The organism is Winogradskyella sp. UBA3174 (assembly GCF_002364335.1).
In the GTDB taxonomy this organism is placed as follows: domain Bacteria; phylum Bacteroidota; class Bacteroidia; order Flavobacteriales; family Flavobacteriaceae; genus Winogradskyella.
Genome location: NZ_DEXW01000048.1, coordinates 1 through 19,542 on the forward strand (window position 1 = coordinate 1; position 19,542 = coordinate 19,542).

19 protein-coding genes are annotated in these 19,542 nt (G+C 29.6%); 5 read left to right on the plus strand and 14 right to left on the minus strand.

Features of this window, described 5'->3' with window-relative positions:
* Positions 1-38: 38 nt before the first annotated feature.
* The 4 genes from B2U95_RS08925 to B2U95_RS08940 form a co-directional block, all read right to left on the minus strand.
* On the minus strand, positions 39-1,517 hold the full coding sequence (locus B2U95_RS08925) for a DUF5687 family protein (protein ID WP_296315202.1): 1,479 nt from the start codon (positions 1,515-1,517) through the stop codon (positions 39-41).
* 60 nt (positions 1,518-1,577) lie between these two features.
* Positions 1,578-2,267, minus strand: coding sequence for a hypothetical protein (locus tag B2U95_RS08930; RefSeq protein ID WP_296315205.1), 690 nt, complete (start codon positions 2,265-2,267; stop codon positions 1,578-1,580).
* Positions 2,264-2,989, minus strand: coding sequence for a hypothetical protein (locus B2U95_RS08935; RefSeq protein ID WP_296315208.1), 726 nt, complete (start codon positions 2,987-2,989; stop codon positions 2,264-2,266). Before B2U95_RS08935 ends, B2U95_RS08930 begins: the two co-directional genes overlap by 4 nt.
* 68 nt (positions 2,990-3,057) lie before the next feature.
* The gene (locus B2U95_RS08940; RefSeq protein ID WP_296315211.1) at positions 3,058-3,390 is read right to left on the minus strand and encodes a PadR family transcriptional regulator; all 333 of its coding nucleotides are present in this window, start codon (positions 3,388-3,390) and stop codon (positions 3,058-3,060) included.
* A 157-nt stretch (positions 3,391-3,547) separates the two neighbouring features.
* Here B2U95_RS08940 and B2U95_RS08945 point away from each other — a divergent pair, with 157 nt between their 5' ends.
* Complete coding sequence (locus tag B2U95_RS08945) at positions 3,548-4,606, plus strand: ferredoxin--NADP reductase (RefSeq protein ID WP_296315214.1); 1,059 nt, start codon at positions 3,548-3,550, stop codon at positions 4,604-4,606.
* Between the two features lie 14 nt (positions 4,607-4,620).
* Here B2U95_RS08945 and B2U95_RS08950 read toward each other — a convergent pair whose 3' ends face one another.
* Both B2U95_RS08950 and B2U95_RS08955 read right to left on the minus strand, forming a co-directional pair.
* On the minus strand, positions 4,621-5,655 hold the full coding sequence (locus tag B2U95_RS08950) for a glycosyltransferase family 9 protein (protein ID WP_296315217.1): 1,035 nt from the start codon (positions 5,653-5,655) through the stop codon (positions 4,621-4,623).
* A 47-nt stretch (positions 5,656-5,702) separates the two neighbouring features.
* A complete protein-coding gene (locus B2U95_RS08955; protein WP_296315220.1) occupies positions 5,703-6,311 on the minus strand; it encodes a DUF4254 domain-containing protein in 609 nt (202 codons plus the stop codon).
* 71 nt (positions 6,312-6,382) lie between these two features.
* Between B2U95_RS08955 and upp the strand changes: the two genes are divergently transcribed.
* Positions 6,383-7,042: a uracil phosphoribosyltransferase gene (gene upp / locus B2U95_RS08960; protein WP_296315223.1), complete on the plus strand. Its 660-nt coding sequence runs from the start codon at positions 6,383-6,385 to the stop codon at positions 7,040-7,042.
* Here upp and B2U95_RS08965 read toward each other — a convergent pair.
* A complete protein-coding gene (locus B2U95_RS08965; protein WP_296315226.1) occupies positions 7,031-7,948 on the minus strand; it encodes a DUF6427 family protein in 918 nt (305 codons plus the stop codon). The genes upp and B2U95_RS08965 overlap by 12 nt on opposite strands.
* A 40-nt stretch (positions 7,949-7,988) precedes the next feature.
* On the opposite strand from B2U95_RS08965, the gene B2U95_RS08970 reads away from it, so the two are divergent.
* Positions 7,989-8,216: a DUF6341 family protein gene (locus B2U95_RS08970; protein ID WP_296315228.1), complete on the plus strand. Its 228-nt coding sequence runs from the start codon at positions 7,989-7,991 to the stop codon at positions 8,214-8,216.
* Here the strand turns inward: B2U95_RS08970 and purD are convergent.
* A complete protein-coding gene (gene purD / locus B2U95_RS08975; RefSeq protein WP_296315231.1) occupies positions 8,211-9,482 on the minus strand; it encodes a phosphoribosylamine--glycine ligase in 1,272 nt (423 codons plus the stop codon). The genes B2U95_RS08970 and purD overlap by 6 nt on opposite strands.
* A gap of 84 nt (positions 9,483-9,566) precedes the next feature.
* Here purD and B2U95_RS08980 point away from each other — a divergent pair, with 84 nt between their 5' ends.
* Both B2U95_RS08980 and B2U95_RS08985 read left to right on the plus strand, forming a co-directional pair.
* Complete coding sequence (locus B2U95_RS08980) at positions 9,567-10,877, plus strand: phenylacetate--CoA ligase family protein (RefSeq protein WP_296315234.1); 1,311 nt, start codon at positions 9,567-9,569, stop codon at positions 10,875-10,877.
* Positions 10,878-10,886: 9 nt separating this feature from the next.
* Positions 10,887-12,047 carry a glycosyltransferase family 4 protein gene (locus B2U95_RS08985; protein WP_296315236.1) on the plus strand — a complete coding sequence of 387 codons (1,161 nt, stop codon included), beginning with the start codon at positions 10,887-10,889 and terminating at the stop codon, positions 12,045-12,047.
* Here B2U95_RS08985 and B2U95_RS08990 read toward each other — a convergent pair.
* The 6 genes from B2U95_RS08990 to B2U95_RS09015 form a co-directional block, all read right to left on the minus strand.
* Complete coding sequence (locus tag B2U95_RS08990) at positions 12,044-13,417, minus strand: exopolysaccharide biosynthesis polyprenyl glycosylphosphotransferase (RefSeq protein ID WP_296315237.1); 1,374 nt, start codon at positions 13,415-13,417, stop codon at positions 12,044-12,046. The two genes, B2U95_RS08985 and B2U95_RS08990, sit on opposite strands and share 4 nt — an antisense overlap.
* Positions 13,418-13,538: 121 nt before the next feature.
* The gene (locus B2U95_RS08995; protein ID WP_296315239.1) at positions 13,539-14,630 is read right to left on the minus strand and encodes a DUF1972 domain-containing protein; all 1,092 of its coding nucleotides are present in this window, start codon (positions 14,628-14,630) and stop codon (positions 13,539-13,541) included.
* The gene (locus B2U95_RS09000; RefSeq protein WP_296315241.1) at positions 14,575-15,867 is read right to left on the minus strand and encodes an O-antigen ligase family protein; all 1,293 of its coding nucleotides are present in this window, start codon (positions 15,865-15,867) and stop codon (positions 14,575-14,577) included. The genes B2U95_RS08995 and B2U95_RS09000 overlap by 56 nt, the downstream gene beginning before the upstream one ends.
* Position 15,868: 1 nt before the next feature.
* Positions 15,869-17,032: a hypothetical protein gene (locus B2U95_RS09005; RefSeq protein ID WP_296315244.1), complete on the minus strand. Its 1,164-nt coding sequence runs from the start codon at positions 17,030-17,032 to the stop codon at positions 15,869-15,871.
* A complete protein-coding gene (locus B2U95_RS09010) occupies positions 16,989-18,245 on the minus strand; it encodes a hypothetical protein (RefSeq protein ID WP_296315247.1) in 1,257 nt (418 codons plus the stop codon). Before B2U95_RS09010 ends, B2U95_RS09005 begins: the two co-directional genes overlap by 44 nt.
* Positions 18,242-19,540: an MOP flippase family protein gene (locus tag B2U95_RS09015; protein WP_296315249.1), complete on the minus strand. Its 1,299-nt coding sequence runs from the start codon at positions 19,538-19,540 to the stop codon at positions 18,242-18,244. The genes B2U95_RS09010 and B2U95_RS09015 overlap by 4 nt, the downstream gene beginning before the upstream one ends.
* Positions 19,541-19,542 lie beyond the last annotated feature (2 nt).

A 19,542-nucleotide genomic window follows, 5' to 3' on the forward strand; every position in this document is an offset into this window, starting at 1 on the left:
AGGTCTTTTGTATATATCATGATATATTGTGTGTATTATTAGTTGTCTTGACTAAATGCGTCAATCATTTTATATTTTGAATCTAGGTAACGTTTAGTTATTATTTTCATTAGTTTTTTGTGAAGTACAATGCCTGTTATTCCAAGAATGAGTAATAACGCTACTGAAGCTTCAAAACCAACTAACCAATTTACAAGGGCAAATAGAGCCATTGGTAAAAGCATAAGCGGAATACCGATAATCCATTGCACAGCACCAGTGCCTTGGTAATTAAATGCCGCTTTTTTGTCTAAATCTATTTTTTTTCTGTTAAATGAACCACCATAAAGAATAACATGCGTATTCACTCCAATATTATAAATAGCAGCTGCGAAATGCACTATTAATATCTTCCAACCGAAATACACATAAGGAATTCCTAATACGAAAAGAATAACCACACTCATAATCATAAGTATAAATTTAGATCGAAGATATTGCTCATACTTAATGTTTTGACTCATTAACATTTTGTAATAACCACTATCCCATGCTGGTATAAATTGTCCGAAATTGATAAGAAAAATACCTGTAGAAAAGATTCCAATAAAAGCATACAAAAACACCTTGTCTTGATACATTGATTGTGGATAGAAAAACAATCCGTAAAGCAAACCAACAACCATAAACATAGCCATAGATTTAGTGCGTTTATTTCGCCAAATTAATTTTAAATCTAGCTGCATAAATGGTGCAATATCCCCGAAACGTTTAGTCCAAGATAAATCGGAAGCGTTTACTTCAGTTACTTTAGATTTAAGGGAACTGTCTAAGAACAATTTTTCTCTTAATATTTTAAAGTTGTAAGCATAACACAATCCTAAAACAGCTATTGGTATTATAATTAAAATAGGGTTATTAGCTAGACTTATAAGACTGTCTCCTATAAGTGATTTCATAGGTAAAATATCGAAATAATCTAAGCCAAATAATGCGCCAACAATAACAATAACAGGAAGAAATGACAATTCTGTTTTTGCTGAAAATGCTTCAATAATAAAGTTTGTAAAATTTATAATGAGCACAATTAATATCATTGTACACATCCAGGTTAATACCATGGAAGTCTCATAGCCATTAAGTAGTAGAGAAATGCTAAACGGTATTATGGCAAATAATGGTAAAAAGTTAAAGAATGATAAAGCAGATTTACCCAACACGTAATTTACGACTGTAGAGCGTTTAATTGGAAGAGTTAGTAAAGGCTTAACGCTCATTACTGGTAATTTCTGTAGAAAAAAACGCATTAGTAGATCACCAATAATCCAATAAAAAAGATAGTTGTTTACGACTTCAAAAGGATCTAGGTCCGGAACCAGTTTACCAACTATTTTAAAAAGAAAAGCTCCAAGAAAAAGAAATATACCAACAAAATACAACGCAAAAAACACCATTAAAATATTAATCACAATGCTTTTTTGCCAATAGGACGAGCGGAAATATTGTTTCCTCTCTAAATTAATAAAATACTTTATCATAGTCTTTTGGTTGGTTTGTATGTTGGATTAGTACCATTTTAATAAGATTTGTTACACAAGTTATGCAAATTTATAGTCTGGTTGTTGTTTTGCCATGTCTTTTCTTAATTTTGGTGAGACAATGTAAATTGCGATATAGAGTGCCAAAGAAAATAAAACAATTGCTACAGAAAAACTTAGACTAAAAGCATTACTCCAAATAGCGTCTCTATTAAAAAACCCTATTTGTATAACAATATTCAAACTCTGAATCATTCCGCCTAGTTGTAAGGATGTATTATCAAACAACCATTTTTTATTAGTTTGTTTTTTAATACGTTTTATTCTCTGAGATTGTTTGTAAATTTTATAAATAGGAATTACAAATAACAAAAAGGACGAAACACCTACAACCCACAATCTATTAGGTACAGCAATTAATATTTGAAAATATCCCCAAACAAAGAAAAGTGTTAGTATAATTTTAGGCAGTTTAAAAAAGTCTTTAAAATAATGCCATACTAAGAGTTGATAATGCTTGTTGAGTGCTTTAATTTTTTCTTCGATGACATCAGAAAAACCTATAACTCCAAATTTTTTAAATTCAAAATGTAGAGCAGACTCAAAAGTTAAGTTTGGGTTTTCTTCTAACTGGGTTTCTATGCCGTTGGCTAAATGATCTACAAGTTCTGTTTGTACATCGTACCAATCTACATAATGTTTTTGAGTAAAAGTGTAAAGCTGTTGTATTTGGGGTTCTGTCAGTTTCATTTATAAAACTTAAGGTTATAGATTTTCTTATTTTCTTTATAAACCTTTCGATAAACTTCAATATTAACACTTACTAAGGGATAAAATAAACATGTAACAAGAACGAATATGATGTAGGGTATATTTGCCACACTTTCATAACTCTCCTTTAAAATATAAAATGAAAGATTGTACATTGACCATAAAAACATTGCAGAGCCAGTTGCCATTGAAAAACTCAAGGACTTTCTGGCGGATTTATCTTTAAAAAAATAATATACAGAATAAATATTAGGCAGAATTAATACCAATAGGCCAATCAGAAAAGATGATTTTGGTGAAAACTTATAGATAGAAATAAAAAGCAAAACAAAAGCGATATACTCTATCAAAAACTGAATATTCGTAAACTTTATTTTAAGATGTTTCCATGTGATTTTTCGATACTTTCTTCCAACCTCTTTTTGCTTTTGTCTTATAAACTTCTTAAACCCAATATTACTCTGGTATAAACCTTTTTCAAAAACGTCGCTTTTAGCAACTCCAAATTCTATAAACTGATTTCCAAAACCTCTATGAACTTCGAGCAAAGCTTCATTAAAAGAAATTCCATTATTTACAATTTTATCCTCTACAGCAGAAACAATATGGTCTAAAAGCTCTAAACGCACATCCCAATACTTCACCTCATTTTTTATGAGATAGTTATCTATAAATTGTATTTCTTCTTTACTAAGTTTCATTTCTTGTTTTAATACCTACAACGTTTTTAAAATCGCAATGAATAAAAATTTGTACGCTTCGTTTTAACCTAAGCCAATTTAGGATTAACTAAAGCTTGCATCGTTCTAATATACTCAGCTAATTCTTCAAGCTTATTTACCGTTTCTTTTGTTCCGGTTTCTGTAAGTTTATAATATTTACGTAAACGATTATCTACTTTGGCTACCTCAACATCTAGCAAACCTTCAGCTTCTAACTTATGTAACGCTGGGTATAAAGCTCCCTCCGTAATATTAAGTTCGCCTTTAGTTAATGCTTTTACTTTTTGGGTGATTTCGTAGCCATACATTTTATCGTGCTGATTAAGCAGCTGTAAAATAATAGTATTTAAACTCCCTTTATATAATTTTGAATTACTCATATCACTACAAATTTATACATAATTAACTTATGCATAATCATCTTATGTATGTTTTAACACTAGAATTAATTAAAATTTTTAAAATTTAGACCTACAAGATTCGCAAAACCTTGCAGGTCTATCTTGATATTCCTTATTTTTGCAAAAAAATATTGCAATGTCACAATTTCATTCTCTAAATATAAAGTCAATAGAAAACGTAACTGATAAATCGGTAGCCATAACTTTTGATATTCCTGAACACTTAAAAGATACATTTAGTTTTAAAGCAGGTCAATACATTACTTTAAAAACTGCTATTAACGGTGAAGACGTGCGTAGAGATTATTCAATCTGTTCTTCGCAAAACAGTGGACATCTTACTGTAGCCGTAAAAGCTGTAGAAAATGGAACATTTTCTGTTTATGCCAACGAAAAACTAAAAGCAGGAGATGCTATTGAAGTTGCAGAACCAAACGGTCGTTTTGTATTTGAAGCTAACGATGGTAAAACAAGAACTATAGCAGCTTTTGCAGCAGGTAGTGGTATTACACCAATTCTAAGTATTGCCAAAACACTTTTAGAAGACGAGCCTTTTAGTAATTTTATTCTGGTTTATGGCAACAGAACATTAGCAGATTCTATGTTTGTTAGTGATTTGTTGGAGCTGAAGAAGACTTACGGAAATCGGTTTCATCCTCATTTTATTTACAGTCAAAGTCAAGAAGAAGACGCTTTATTTGGTCGCATAGAAAAAAGCACAGTTAACTTAATTGTGAAAAATAAATACAAAGGGGTTTCAATTGAAAAATTCTACCTCTGCGGACCAGAACAAATGATACATACGGTAAAAGATGTATTAGTTGAAAATGGTGTGAAAGAAAAAGCAATTTCATTTGAATTGTTTACAGCTACTGTTGAAGTAACATCAGATTCAAGCACAGATTTACCTTCGGGAAGTTCAAAAATTAAAGTCTTAGTTGATGACGAAGAGTTTGAGTTTACAATGTCACAAGAAAAAACCATACTAGAAGCTACTCTAAAACAAGATATTGATGCACCTTATTCTTGCCAAGGCGGAATTTGTAGTAGTTGTATTGCTAAGGTTACCGAAGGTGAAGCAACAATGCGACAGAATAACATACTTACAGATGGTGAAGTTGCTGAAGGCCTAATTTTAACATGCCAAGCGCATCCTACTTCTGATTCTATCGTTGTAGATTATGATGATGTTTAATTAGAACCAAAGTACTAGACCACTTCGCTATTAAAGTAAAGACTATTTACTTTTTCAATTATAGTTTTAGGCAAAATGGAACCTGCTGCATTCTCATAACCTTCAGGAAATTTATTACCATAAACCGAAGTCGGAATTAACGGAAATTTATCTCTGTCAGCTAACAAAGCATAACTATTTGGTTGATTAAATGGTATAAAACCAGCAAAAGGATGTGTCACTCCCCAAATGGTAATCACTTTTTTACCAAGCATGGCTGCTAAATGTGCATTACCAGAATCCATAGATAGCATGACGTCTAAATTTGAAATAAGTACCAATTCATCTTCCAAGTTTAATTTACCAGCTGCGGATTTAACGTTATTATATTTTATTTCAAACTGATTTAAAACGTCTATTTCGTTAATTCCTCCACCAAATAAAACGATATTATAATTTTTTGAAAGCTCAGCAATAACGGCTTCCATTTGTCCTAAAGGATACATCTTACTTTTATATGCTGCAAAAGGTGCAATACCAATAGTTTTCAATTCAGTATTAGTTAAGAAAGCTTTTAAATGAGTTGATAGCTCTTTTTGTTTTGGAAATGTTGGGTTTAATAAATTTAATGAATAACCTAGAGCTTCAAAAACATCTGCATAGCGTTGATGTGTTGTTTTTACTTGCTTGAATAATTTTCCTGAAGTTAAAGCCTTCTTTTCTGCTCGTCCTTTATCGAGTTGAATCACGTTTTTCCCAGTGAAAAATAATTTTAGGATTTTAGTACGAAGTACATTGTGTAAGTCTGCAACGGCATCAAAATTTAAAGATTTAAGTTCTTTAGATAATTTATAGAGTCCTAAAACACCTTTATGCTTGCCTTTTAAATCTGTAACATACACATTAACATTTTTTAAATCTTGAAAGAAGGGTTTAAAAAAAGCTCTTGTAAGAACTGTTATTTTTACTTCAGGATATTGTTCAGTAAATGCCTTTAAAACAGGCACTGTCATTGCAACATCTCCCATTGCAGAAAACCTAATAACGAGTATGTGTTTTAGTTTTTGCATTTTACACCAAACTTATCAGGTTTTTATAAAACCTAACAAGTTCATAACTATTTTTGGCCTCTCAATACAGGGTTAAGCTCATCATCATTATACATTTTCATCTGCTTATACACCTTCATGTATTTATCTCCTTTAGAAATGTCTTCTAAAAGATCGTTAATAGCAGTACTTAAATCCGTACGTTGCTCTAATAGAACATTGAGTTTAGTTTGGCAAGCAGCTTTATGAGCATCACTAGCGTCTTCTCTTACGGTTTCTATATGCATGTGGTAGATTTTTAATGCTAATATTGACATTCTATCTATCACCCAAGCCGGACTTTCAGAGTTAATCTTAGCATTAGGCTTAGCCTCTACGGCATTATACTTCTCTAAAAAGTAGCTGTCAATAAACTCAACAGTATCTGTTCTGTCTTGATTAGACGCATCAATCTTTCGCTTTAACTTTAAAGCTGCAACTGGGTCTATATTTGGATCTCTAATTATATCTTCATAAGCCCATTGCACTGTATCTATCCAAGATTTTCTGTATAATAAATGGGCGATTAGATCGTCATTTTTATCAAACTTATTTGTAAAAGACTGATCTACTGTGTTTAATACTTTATAAGTCTTAATAACATCTTGAAATATGGCATTTGTTTTTTCTGAAAACATATTGAAATCATTTTATAATATGCAAATATAGTTTGAATTATTAACTTAGCTGTTCAACAAAATAGCATTCAATGAAAATTCATAACCTATCTGAAAGTCCTTCAATATTAAACGCCTTTGTAGCAGAAATACGAGATAAAACCATTCAAAAAGACAGTATGCGTTTTAGACGAAATATTGAACGTATCGGTGAGGTTTTAGGGTATGAATTGAGTAAATCTCTGCAATTTGAAGCTCAAAACACCGAAACTCCCTTAGGAGTTTCTAAGTCCTTTTTACCTAAAAATGATATTGTACTATGCTCTATTCTTAGAGCTGGTGTTCCGCTTCATAATGGATTGCTTAACTATTTTGATACCGCAGAAAATGCTTTTATTTCAGCCTACAGACACCACAAGCATAATCCTGAAAGCTTTGAAATAGTTGTTGAATATTTAGCATGTCCGAGTTTAGAGGGTAAAACGTTAATTTTAGCAGACCCTATGCTGGCAACTGGTCAATCTATGGTTGCTACATTTGAAGCTTTAAAACCCTTTGGAACTCCAAAGGAAGTTCATTTAGTTAGCGTTATTGGTGCACAAGACGGTGTCGATTTTATTGCTAATTCTTTTCATTCTAACACGCATCTTTGGATAGCCGCAGTAGATAAAACTTTAAACGATAAGGGCTATATTATTCCTGGATTAGGTGATGCTGGCGATTTGGCTTTTGGAAGTAAACTACAACACTAAACTCACCAAAGGGATAATGATAAAAATAGATACAAAGAGTTCTTTAAACCAGCGTTCTGTTATAACTTCAATATAATTTGCCATTATTATTGAAAAAGGAGCAAATAAAAATAAGAATTCACTTCCGTTCTTTACTGGCGAAATAATAGCAATTAAAATAGCTATGATTGCAGACCAAGCAATTAAAAAATAAGAAGGTCTTATCTTTTTATTTTTATCACCTAAATTTTTAAAAAAGTAAACAACTATCCATATAAAGGCAACGAAAATAGTGGTTAGTTTAATTATACTTTCGGTACTGTTATATGCTGTATAATCTATACTTACGCTAAGATTAAAATTAGAGTCTTTGAAAAAGACATCATAAAAAATAATATTATAAGATAACATTAGTACAGCTACTGTAATAACACCTGTCAAAGGTACTATGGTGTTTTTAACGTCATTTTGAGAGTGGTATATTAATGCTACTATAAGAATGGCGAAAAATAGTATCGCCAAAAAATAAAACAAAGTAGCCATAGCAATCCAGAAGGCAGCATCAAATAGTTTTTTCTTTACATTAACTCTTGTGTGTAAGCTTATAATTCGTCTTAATGCAAATAGAATAAACAGGTTAGACAGTAATAAATCTGAATATTTTAAGGCCTCTGGAAATAAAGCAAACAAAAGTCCAAAGGTCATAATAGCATAACTATTTTTCTTAGTTAGACTGTTTTTGGAGATAATAAAATCTGAAAGAAATACTGAAAATAAGGCAATTACTAATTTAGCTAAACCACTTAAACTTGAATTAAAATTGATAAATACGGTTGTATAATTAGATATTACAAACAGTAAACCAACAAAAACCAATACGATTATAATGTTTATGGGTTTAGATTTACTAAAAATGCTTGTAATCATTAAGTCTTTTTGTATTTTTGTTGTGTAAATTTATAAAGTTATGAATGATTTCTTTTACGGAATACAAGATTTATTTGTTAATGGTTTATTTGCTCCTTTTGATGCGCTTAGAGCGTTAGAACTAGAGAGTTGGTTTTCGGCTAATATTATGTCATGGATTTTTATAACAATTGGCTTTGTCGCATTTACATATTGGATGCTTCAGCTAAAAAAATATAATGATAATGACGAGGAGGATAAAAGTGTTTCTGCACACTCTTATTTATAGGTCAAAACCAATATCCTTTCTATAATACATCTTATCAAAAGATAGATTTTCTATACTTTGATAAGATTTTTTTATGGCTTCTTTATACGTTTTTCCGAAAGATGTAATAGCCATTACACGACCACCAAAAGTTACAACTTGCCCTTCTTGATATTTTGCTCCTGCATGAAATACAATAGAATCCTTGACTGAATCTAAACCTTTGATGACTTTCCCTTTTTCATAAGCTTCAGGATAACCTCCAGATACTAGCATTATTGTTGTTGCCGCACGTTCATCGATGGCTATAGAAATTTTAGATAAGGTCTGATTTGCCATTGCCTGAAAAATTTCAACCAAATCTGTTTTAAGTCTAGGTAAAACCACTTCTGTTTCTGGATCACCCATTCTTACATTATACTCAATCACCTTTGGCTCATCACCAACTTTAATTAAGCCAATAAAAATAAAACCAACATACGGTAAATTATCCTTCTTTAGACCCTCAACTGTTGGCTTAACAACTTCGTTTTCAATCTTATCTAAAAACGCTTTGGTCGCAAATGGTACTGGTGAAATGGCTCCCATGCCTCCAGTATTTAAGCCAGTATCTCCTTCGCCAATGCGTTTATAATCTTTTGCTGTTGGTAATATTTTATAATCTTTACCGTCGGTTAGTACAAAACAACTTAGCTCAATACCATCTAAAAATTCTTCAATCACAACTTTTGCGCTAGCGTCTCCAAATTTAGCATCAACTAACATACTTTTAAGTTCAGCTTTGGCTTCACTTAAATCATTAAGAATTAACACCCCTTTTCCTGCTGCTAAACCATCTGCTTTTAATACATAAGGTGCATTCAGCGTTTCTAAGAATGTATAACCTTCTTCTACATTGTCTTTGGTGAAACTCGCATAAGCTGCAGTAGGTATGTTATGACGCATCATAAATTCTTTTGCAAACTCTTTGCTTCCTTCTAGTTCTGCAGCAGCTTTTTGTGGTCCGATTACAGAAATGTTTTTTAACGCTTCGTCTTCTAAAAAGAAATCGTGTATGCCTTGTACTAAAGGGTCTTCTGGCCCAACAACAACTAATTCAATATTATTTTGAATGACAGCCTTTTTTATAGCATCAAAATCAGTTACACTAATATTTAAATTTGTTGCAATAGCTTGAGTTCCTGAATTTCCTGGTGCAACAAAAAGATTGCCACAACGGCTACTTTGAGCCATTTTCCATGCAAATGTGTGTTCTCTTCCGCCAGAGCCAAGTACTAAAATATTCATGTTTCAAATTTGTTTGGTCAAAAATAATTGGTTTTAAGTATAAAAAGCAATTATTTTACAGAAACCTTAACGGCTCAAAATATCTTGAAATTATTTGATTTTTCATTGAAAATAAATGGCTTTAGTATTGATAAAGCGCTTGCTGCTTTGTCTAAAATTCAGGCTAAAAATGATTCAGAATTTGAAACTTATGTTAGAGATCAAAAAAAAGAGATTTTAAATTATCATTTAGAATATAATTCATTCTACAAATCTTTTGGTGAAATCATTGATTTGAATAATTGGGAATCTGTTCCTGTGATGACTAAACATTACTTACAAATTCCTTTAGAGCAAAGGCTTAGTGATGGTTTTACAAATGGTAATGTTTATATAAATAAAACATCAGGAAGCTCTGGTGACCCTTTTATATTTGCGAAAGACAAATGGTGCCATGCATTAACTTGGGCTGAAATTATGAATCGGTTTTCTTGGTATGGTATTGATTTTAACACCTCCAAACAAGCTAGGTTTTACGGTATTCCTTTAGACAAAAAAGACTATTATAAAGAGTGTTTAAAAGATTGGTTTAGTAATCGCGTTCGGTTTTCGGTTTTTGACTTAAGTGATCGTGCTTTTAAATCTGCTTTAAACCGTTTTAAAACCTCAAAATTCGATTATATAAATGGCTATGCAAGTGCTGTGGTACAGTTTGCAAAGTACTTAAAACAAAATGACATAATTCTTAAAACTATATGCCCAAGTTTAAAAGTGTGTATAACCACTTCTGAAATGCTTTTTAAGGATGATAAGTCTTTAATGGAAGAACAGTTTGGAATTCCTGTAATTAACGAATATGGCGCTTCTGAGTTAGATCTTATTGCTTTTCAGAATAAAGAAAATAGTTGGCAAATTAATAGTGAAACCTTATATGTTGAAATTTTAGACGAAAATGATAAGGTGTTGCCTTTGGGTGAAGAAGGAAGAATAGTTATTACCTCTTTGTACAATAAAGCGCATCCCTTTATTAGGTATGATATTGGTGATATTGGGGTTTTATCAAAGGGCAGCACTATAAAAAAGCCCATTTTAGAAAAACTCGTAGGACGAACAAATGATATTATAATATTACCAAGTGGTAAAAAAGCAGCTGGTCTTACATTTTATTATATCACAAAAAGCGTTATAAAAAATGATGGTAATGTTTCTGAGTTTAGTGTAGAACAACTCGATATAAGTACTTTTAAAATTACATATGTGAGTAAACAAGCATTATCTAAGGCTGAAATAATTACTATTACTTCTGAAATAGAACGCTATTTAGAACATGGTATTTCACTGAAATTTAATCGTGTTGAAAAACTAAACCGATCAAAATCGGGAAAATTAAAACAGTTTATCTCACATTTAACTTAATATAGATTTATGCAAGATTTAATGATAATAACGAGCTATTATCCACCAGAAATTGGAGCGGCTTCTAACCGTATTTGTCATTTAGCTGAAGGTTTAAAAAACGATTATAAGGTTAAAGTAGTAACACCATTATCAAATTACCCTACCGGAAAAATTTTTGCAGAATACAAAGGTGAAATTAAAAACACCTCTATTGAAGCTGGTATAGAAGTAAATAGAATTTGGATATACCCAAGCGTATCTAAAAACAAAATAGTACGATTGTTTGCCATGTTGTCTTATAGCTTAAGTCTGATTTGGTTTTTTCTCTGGAATAATATTCCGAATAAAGTGATTATTCAGTCACCTCCTCTATTGGTTTCATTTACTTGTATGCTCTTTCTAAGGTCAAAAAAGCGAAAGCTCATTTTAAATGTGAGTGATTTGTGGCCAAGTGCAGGTTTTGAGCTTGGCGCTTTAAAAAAAAGTATTGGCTACTCGGTTTTAAAAAAACTTGAGCATTTTAATTACAAAAATGCAACACTTGTAATGGGTCAAAGCAATGAAATATTAACGCATATTAAAAAGATTACAACTGAACCAAAATTATTTTTGTATAGAAATTATCCTAATATTGATTCACCTGAGATAACAGAACAAAGTAAGTCTAGTCAGAAATTAAGAATTGTTTATGCAGGTCTTTTGGGTGTTGCACAGGGTGTTTTTAAGCTTTGTAATGAGTTAGATTATTCTAATATTGAATTTCATATCTACGGTTCTGGTACGGAAGAAGAATCGATTAAAGAATATATTGCGTCTAATTCTGACTTACCTATATATTATTATGGCAGACTGGATAGAAAATCACTTCACAAAGAAATTGTAGTGTATGACGTTGCAATAATTCCTCTTCTAAATAGAATTTATGGTTCTGTGCCTTCAAAAATATTTGAATATGCAAAACTAGGACTACCAATGCTCTATTTTGGTGGAGGCGAAGGAGAAACAATAATAAGTAATTATGATTTAGGTTGGATTGCTAAGAGTGGAGATTATAATAATCTAAACTCTGTTCTAAAATCTATTAATAAAGACATAATTGATGTGAAATTCAGACAAGCAATTAAAAAGAATGCATCTAAGCATTTTAATTTTAATATTCAGTTAGACGCTCTTAAAGAGTTACTTTAATACGCTTTATCTTCACCTTGGATTGCGTTCATAAATGTTTGTATAATAATTTTTAAGTCTAAAATTAAAGACCAGTTTTCTATATAAAATATATCATACTTAACACGACCAATTATATCTTTATCCGTTTCAACCTCTCCTCTAAAACCACTTGTTTGAGCTAAGCCTGTTATACCAGGTTTAACGAAGTGTCTAACCATAAACTTATCAATCTTTTTTGCATACATATTGGTATGACTCACCATATGCGGTCTTGGACCAACCACAGACATATCACCAAAAAGCACATTAAAAAATTGTGGTAGCTCATCTATACTTGTCTTTCTAAGAACCTTACCAACTTTAGTAATACGTTGATCACCTCTAGTAACTTGATATAAATGAGCATCTTTGTTAGGCATCATAGACCTAAATTTATAACAATCAAACTCTTTATAGTTAAATCCATTTCGAGATTGTTTAAAAAATACAGGACCTCTAGATTCTGACTTTATCAGCAACGCTATTATTGGTGTTAACCAAGACAATACAAAAACAATAACAATACTAGAAAAGACAATATCAAAAACACGCTTTATAATCGTGTTTACGGAATCTTCTAGAGCAATTGTTCTTAATGTAAGTACTGGGATATAATCATAGTATTCATATCTTAATTTTTTTGAGTAAATCTCCTTACTATCCGGAATAAACTTTAGTATTTTAAGATTGTTATCTGCAAAATCTACAATATCTGCAATTTGTGCATTTGTGTGTTCTGAAATGGAACAATAAATTTCATCTATACCTTCGTTAAGTATATACTCAAATGATTCTTGTAAAATAAATTCTTTGTTTTTAGGGTTAAAAGTCTTTTCATGAGAATATCCGTATTCGGGATTCATTTTAAAAAACCTTTCTAAGGCAACTGTTTTTTTGTTTAAACCCAAAATAACTGTAGTTCTATAGTTACCGCCAAACGAAACACGGTATTTCTGCAACAAATAATAAATAGTAAATTTTAAAATTGTTATAATTAAAAAACAAAGAAACGTATATTTTACTATAGGTCTGGGGTAGATATTTAGCTCATGGTATAACCCAGAAAAAGCAAATGCAAATAACATAAAAAGTACTAATTGCTTTAAAATTAGGGACAAAATATTTACAGGTCTTGTATATCTGTAGACCTCATAAAAGTTTGAATAAAATGATAATAAAATCCAACCAACAGATATAAATGCGCTAAAAATAAGATCATCATTAGGCTTTAACGTATCATTAGAGCTTAAAAGATATAAAACAGCCACACTATTGATTATGCTTAAATCAATTAAGTATGAGATTGGTCTTAAATATCCTGAATATCTTCCGTGTTTAAATAAACTCAAATTACTTTGTTTTGGAATTTTTTAATTTAGTTAAATGTATAATAATTTGATTTCAATTTAGTGATTTTAACTCATATTAGATTGCAAAATACATAGGATATAAAAGATAGTAAATGAAAAATTATTTATTTAGTGTTCCTAGAATAAACGTTTCATAATGATTATTAATAGTACTCCAATTAAAACAATCATTTATTTTACTGATATTGGCTTCAGAAAATTGCTTTTTCAACTTGAATGCTTTATCCTGGTCTAATATTATTTTAATGTCATTTGACGTATCGAAATATAAAGCTTCAGTACCCAAGATACTTTTATTAAAAATATTATTATTAGCAATTATTAAAGTGTTTGATGACATAGCTTCCAAAAGGGATGGATTAGTACCTCCAACGGAATGTCCATGAAAATAATATCTAGAATGATATCTCATATTATTTAATTGATTCTGATTATAATTCGCTCCTACAAACTGAATTCTTAAATCGTTAGCGTATTTTAATTTTAAATTTTTGCCAAACTCATTTAATCCACCAAAGATTATTAAAGGGTAAAATAAGTTAGATTGCACATAGCCTTCAATAATAGTTTCAATATTATTTTCTGGCTCTAAACGCGCTATTAAAACACAATATTCGTTTTTCTCTACATTATATTTGGATAATACCTCCTGATTTGGATTTTTAAAAACTTCTGCACCATAAGCGATATATTCTGAGGTTTTGTTATAAGTGTCTTGTAAATAATCTTGAATACCAATTGAATCTGCTATAAGGTAGTCACTACTCTTTACTGCTAGTTTTTCTGCAAACTTTAAAAATTTCCTAACTTTTTTGGAGTATTTTGATCGCTTCCACTCCATCCCATCCATATTGGTTATTATAACCGGCTTTTTTGGTAGGAACCAATACCATATAGAATTAGAGGTATAACCTAATTGAAGAATAACATCAAAATTTCTTTTTCTAGCATCAATTATACAATTTAAGTCATAAATAAATTGACCTGCAGTTCCTATTTTTGATTCTGCGTCATAACAGTGTATAATATTTACTCCGTTAAATTTTGCTTCTTGATAAGGATGATCGTGAGAATTATAAACATAAACATGATGGTCTCTACTCGCTAAATAAACCGAAAAATATTCTGCAAACTGCTCAAACCCTCCGTGATGATTTGGGACTCCTCTTGTGCCTAGAATTGCTATTTTCAAAATATATATGACTAATTAAAAATAAGGTGTTAAAAAAATAAAAGAAAACTATGCCTTTATTTCTTACTAAAGTTACTTCAAAGAAAAACACAAAGCTACTAATTATTAAAAAGAATATATATAAATGGTTCCTATGTTTTATTGCATAATAAAAGCTGTAGCAAATATAGAGTAAGAATAAAATTAAAACAAAAAGTCCATAGGTTATTAATATATAGATATATTGGTTGTGAACATTATAACCTTCATACCACCTAGGGCCTAAATTATAGGAGAAATTGTAATAGTCAGTATAGTTTTGAACATCGCCTTGTCCATAACCAAAAATCAAAATATCATCTTTTAAAAAATGATAAAGCATTATTTTAGCAAAGATATATCTTATTTCTAGGTCTGAAATATTTTCTTTTTCATCATAACTAAACAATTTTTTATTTGTAAAATCATTTGTGGGCTTGAAAGATAGAATTTCGCTTGAAAAGGTTAAACCACTATTAAATCTCTCATTTAAAAAAGGTATCGAATAGGTTAAAATTACAAATGCCAAAACTGAAATTGAAATATATACTTTTTGCCTGATACTCTTTATAATTAAAAATACACGTGTAAAAAACATAATTGTAAATACAACTATTACAGCTTTTGACGCACATAACAAAAGACCAGCGACTAAAATTGAAATTGGAATTAATTCTATAAATTTATTGTTAAATTTAATTTTATAACTCGTTATTTGAGTGTACAACGCAAAAACTATATACATAGAATAATAAACAGGATGCTGATCATATAGCCTAGTAAAACCATGAAAAGTTATCTCAGAAAAGTCTTGCCCATTTACATACTTGGCAATACTTAACAATAGTAAAATAAAAGTTCCTAATGATATGGAATAAAAAAAAAAATTTACTACTTTTTTTACATTTTTAAATTCTAAATTTTGAGATAAATATGGAATTACTACAAGAACCATTAACAACATTAAATCGAGATGTCCGATTCCTTCATTTTTATCTTTACTGTAAAGAGCACTTATAATCGTGATAAAAAAAAATAACAAAGGAAAACCAATAGCAATACTCTTTAATCTAATAAAACTCTTCTTTGTAAAAAACAAAGTATAGACAGCCGCGATAATCAACAATAAATTTCCTATATTGACCTTATAACACAAACCCAATCCTACTAAGGAGAGTAAGGCTGTATTTATTTGATTGTTATTAAAAAACTTATTCATTTTACTCTTTGCTCAATAAGTTAACTATTCTTTCTGCTTTTGAGCTCCAAGAAAAATCCTTTAAATTTATTCTAGGCTTTTCATTAATTACCGTCTTTAATTCGTTAGAAAAAATTTCTTTATCATCCGTTAAATAAATGTATTCTTCCAAATCTAGTAACCCATTACCTTTTGTTCCTACAACCTTTTTATTAGTTGAAAGATATTCGTAAGCCTTTATCGAATCACCCCCATGCTGTCCTTCATTAATATTATAAGGAACAATACAAATATCAAAACTATTAACATATGATGGATAAACATCATAATGCTTGTCTCCTAAAAAATATACGTTATCTCTTTTAATTATATTATCATATACCTGTTTGTCTAAAACTTGCCCAACAAATACAAAAGATAATTCTGGATTATGATTAGTTGCATAATTAATTAAATCTACATTAATTAAATATGAAATTTTACCACCATAACCTACAATTGGGCGTTTTAATGATTGTAATTCTTCAGGGGTATTATTATTAGATGCAAAATCAATGTTTAATCCATTTTTTAACAAAGTCAAGTTTCTTACTCCAAAGGTTTCTTTATAAAAAATTATATTTTCATTAGAATTGGTTACCCATAAAGGAATAGAATTACTCAAACTCTTATAAGCAATCTCGATTTTTTGTCTGAAATTTTTATATACTGGAAATTTCAAGAAATTATCCCAAGCATCTACTAGTTTGTGTTTAGAGCTAATTTGTTCAGCACACTTGTAAGAAAATATATTTTGAATAAGTAAATTATTATCTTCTATATTCAATTCAGTTATACAAGTTTTAATAAAATTAATATAATTTGCATTACCATATTTATTAAAAAACCAAGATTGCTTCTGTTTTATTTGACCTATAATATCGTAAGATATGTAATCTGCTACATATATTTTTGAGTCTACATGTGTTAAATTGAACTTATTTGTTTTGAGAATAATTTTGCCATTCAATTTGGTGTTTAGTTTTTTATAAATAAGTTCTAACTTCGTTGTAGGTCTATTAATTACTAAAATTCTATCTACACTATCTAATTTTGATAGTGCTCTGATTAAATGGACATCCCTGGTTCTAAAACCTTCTGCCTCACTCTTTCTCCAATCGTGAAAAGGAATAATTATTAAGTTCATTAGAATTTTTCTTATTAAAGATTATAAACATGCTAAATATAATGGCAATATCAGAATATATTGTTGTGTAAAATGTATATGTCAAAAGAAATCCAAAAAATATTAGTTTAGGGATTCCTTTTTTTATGTCTAAATATTTAATAATAGCTCTTAAATAACCTAACACTATAAAAATTCCAAGCAAGCCTAAATCGAAGTAGGACCAAATAATCTGGGTAAAATGTTTAGTGTAATTAAATTTACCTGTGAATATATCAAAATATGAATATGGTCCATCACCAATCCATTTTCTTTCAAGGTTATTAATGACAACAATTAATATTTGACTTCTCTTTGCGTTTTTTAAATCATATTGCTTCTGGGCAACTGCTATAGAAAACTGTCTTTCTATTGAACCACCAAACCTCTTTTTTATAAATTCTGCATCTTTTATTTGATTAACGGAGATTAAAAATGCGGCTAAAGAAAATAATATTACTAATTTAAACTTTAAAGTATGTCTATACTTTTTATATAACGGAATAATGAAAGAAAAGAAAAGAAAAATAGTTAGAAATGCTTTTGAAATATTAGATTCAGCGATATATACAGTTACACTTAGATAACCAATTATTATAAACGGAAATTTTAATTTATCCCTAAAGCCATCTTTATTTAAAATAATAATTAAAACTAAAAAAACTAAAAAAATTGAGAGGGAGTGATCTGACTTTATGAAAAATGTACCAAACATAAAATCATACCAATCAATTTGCTTACCACTAAAATTAAACTGTATTAAAAAGTCGTAAAAATTTGATTGTAAGAGTAATATAGGTAACTGAACTAATCCAATTTTTAAGAAAAAAGAATAGATTTTTGTATTGCTGATAAAACACTCTTTGTAGTTTATATAACAGAATAAGAAAACAGATAAAGGTAAGAGTGGGAAAATTAAATAAATGTTTGTAGCTAAAAAGTTTGATCCGTTAATTAAACCCGAAAAATAAATTAAAAATATGTACGAAATTGAATAAAGAACTATGCTGTTTAATACTATTCTGTTTTTTAAAATAAAATAAAGTCCGCTTACAAAAAACAAATAAGCTGTTATGCCAAATGTCAAAATAGTATTTGACAGTCCAAAGAAATATTGAAAAAATCCACCGAGTAAAAAAATCAACAGACTAATACAGTAAAAACTAAGTTTATATAATTTAGCGAATTCTTTCACTCTTTTAAATGATATAGTTTTTTAAAATTAAAATCCAATTTAATGATGGCTAAAACATAGTCTAATAAAGACGCTCCAGTCATTTTATTAACCAGCAGTTTCCAACTTGGTACAAAAAGCAACACTGATGTAATTAGAAGCGAAATAGCTACCCATATAATATCAAATTGAGCTCCTATGTAAACTGCAAGTGGAATCAATAGTAAATTTAACACATTCCAAATAAACTCTAAATGTGTTTTGCCTGTTGCAACTACAAGACTTCCTATTGGGTTGCCAATCGCTCTAAAAATCATATATAAACTTAAAACTCTAACTAAACTAACTATGTCTTCAAAACCAGGACCATACATTATCTCAATTACGAATGGTGCAAATATAATTATTAAACCATATATCGGTAAATTGATTGAAGCAACAATATTAATTAATTTTAAGTAACGTGAACTTAACAATTCTAAATTATTTTGAAACATTGCCAAAGTTGGAGACGCTACTTTAACTAAAATAGGATTAATTAATTGGGCTGGTCTGAAAACTAATTGCTTTGCTAAACTGTAACCACCTAAGATTTCTGTAGAAAAAAACTTCGCTATTAATAATATATCAAGGTCTCTATTAAAATAATTTACTATTTGACCCCCTACTTGATAAACACCAATTTTCAAATAAGGTATAGTATCCTTAAGGTTTAAAGAAAATAACAGACCATACTTTTTTAAGCCTAGTAAAAAATATAATAGATTTGAGACAAAAGATTGCAGTAAAACAGAATATATAAGAGATAATATTCCATAATCATTTATTGCTAAAAATACTGCAACAACTAAAGATAATATTCCGGCAATTATGTCAATTAAACTAATATATTTAAAATTAAGATTCTTAATTTCAATAGTTTTAAATTGTGTTCCTAAAGCGGAAAAAACTATAACAAAACCAACAAGAGGAATGAGAGTATTAAGCTCTGGTTGATCATAAAGTTTAGATACAAATGGTGTTATTAACCAAAGCAAAAAATATAGAAAAGAACAAAATAAAATGTTTAACCAATATAAGCTAGCATAAACTTTTTTTGTAATATTTTGTTTATGGAGAATAGCAGTAGACAAGCCCATATCACTAAATAAATTCATGAAACCTAAAACGAACATAATTAAGGCCATTAAACCAAAATCAGATTTATCTAAAAAACGAGTAAGAATACTAATTTTAAGTATTCCAACTATCGCCATACAAACAGTTGCTATAGAAGTCCATTTTAAACCTAGTAATACTTCTTTTTTTAGTGACATAA

Coding starts and splice junctions, on each gene's coding strand:
- B2U95_RS08925 (WP_296315202.1), bottom strand. CDS start 1,517: ATGATAAAGTATTTTATTAATTTAGAGAGGAAACAATATTTCCGCTCG.
- B2U95_RS08930 (WP_296315205.1), bottom strand. CDS start 2,267: ATGAAACTGACAGAACCCCAAATACAACAGCTTTACACTTTTACTCAA.
- B2U95_RS08935 (WP_296315208.1), bottom strand. CDS start 2,989: ATGAAACTTAGTAAAGAAGAAATACAATTTATAGATAACTATCTCATA.
- B2U95_RS08940 (WP_296315211.1), bottom strand. CDS start 3,390: ATGAGTAATTCAAAATTATATAAAGGGAGTTTAAATACTATTATTTTA.
- B2U95_RS08945 (WP_296315214.1), top strand. CDS start 3,548: ATGTCACAATTTCATTCTCTAAATATAAAGTCAATAGAAAACGTAACT.
- B2U95_RS08950 (WP_296315217.1), bottom strand. CDS start 5,655: ATGCAAAAACTAAAACACATACTCGTTATTAGGTTTTCTGCAATGGGA.
- B2U95_RS08955 (WP_296315220.1), bottom strand. CDS start 6,311: ATGTTTTCAGAAAAAACAAATGCCATATTTCAAGATGTTATTAAGACT.
- upp (WP_296315223.1), top strand. CDS start 6,383: ATGAAAATTCATAACCTATCTGAAAGTCCTTCAATATTAAACGCCTTT.
- B2U95_RS08965 (WP_296315226.1), bottom strand. CDS start 7,948: ATGATTACAAGCATTTTTAGTAAATCTAAACCCATAAACATTATAATC.
- B2U95_RS08970 (WP_296315228.1), top strand. CDS start 7,989: ATGAATGATTTCTTTTACGGAATACAAGATTTATTTGTTAATGGTTTA.
- purD (WP_296315231.1), bottom strand. CDS start 9,482: ATGAATATTTTAGTACTTGGCTCTGGCGGAAGAGAACACACATTTGCA.
- B2U95_RS08985 (WP_296315236.1), top strand. CDS start 10,887: ATGCAAGATTTAATGATAATAACGAGCTATTATCCACCAGAAATTGGA.
- B2U95_RS09000 (WP_296315241.1), bottom strand. CDS start 15,867: ATGAATAAGTTTTTTAATAACAATCAAATAAATACAGCCTTACTCTCC.
- B2U95_RS09005 (WP_296315244.1), bottom strand. CDS start 17,032: ATGAACTTAATAATTATTCCTTTTCACGATTGGAGAAAGAGTGAGGCA.
- B2U95_RS09015 (WP_296315249.1), bottom strand. CDS start 19,540: ATGTCACTAAAAAAAGAAGTATTACTAGGTTTAAAATGGACTTCTATA.